Source organism: Vibrio sinensis (genome assembly GCF_003605645.1).
Taxonomy (GTDB): Bacteria; Pseudomonadota; Gammaproteobacteria; order Enterobacterales; family Vibrionaceae; genus Vibrio; species Vibrio sinensis.
The window spans coordinates 1-469 of sequence record NZ_QVMU01000156.1 but is presented as its reverse complement, the minus strand read 5'-3'; the positions used below and the strand labels follow the sequence as shown (position 1 = coordinate 469).

Genomic DNA, 469 nt, shown 5'->3' with positions numbered 1-469 from the left:
CGTTATCGGAGACATTGTCGACGGCGACATGCAGTGCCTCTGAGCCCTCTTTGAGGAAATCATCAATCGCATCGATGGTGAATTCAAACGAGCCTGAATCGCCAATGGTGAAACTCTCAGGAAGTGCGCTGGTGTCAGCGCCGCCAGCCGCCGCGCCAGACCAATTCAGATCGCCTGAAACTTGAGTTCCTGCCGGAGGCGTCACTGGATTGCCATCGCTATCAACCAGTGTGAGCGTGTAAGTYAGCTCACCGCCCTCAGTCGCGCTATCTGCATCCACGCTGATTTTGACATACACAGTGTCATCAGCATCAGGCGTGGTTTCATCAACAATCGCACTGCTGACCGAGCCATGATCGGGATCGGCAGCCACCGCTTCAAACTGACCGTTATCGGAGACATTGTCGACGGCGACATGCAGTGCCTCTGAGCCCTCTTTGAGGAAATCATCAATCGCATCGATGGTGAA

Annotated in this window: 1 protein-coding gene; it reads right to left on the bottom strand. The window is 54.3% G+C overall.

Annotated features, from left to right (window positions below; all coding sequences use genetic code 11):
* Window positions 1-469: hypothetical protein (locus DZ860_RS24580; protein WP_165862961.1), on the bottom strand; the 469-nt coding region annotated here is incomplete at both ends.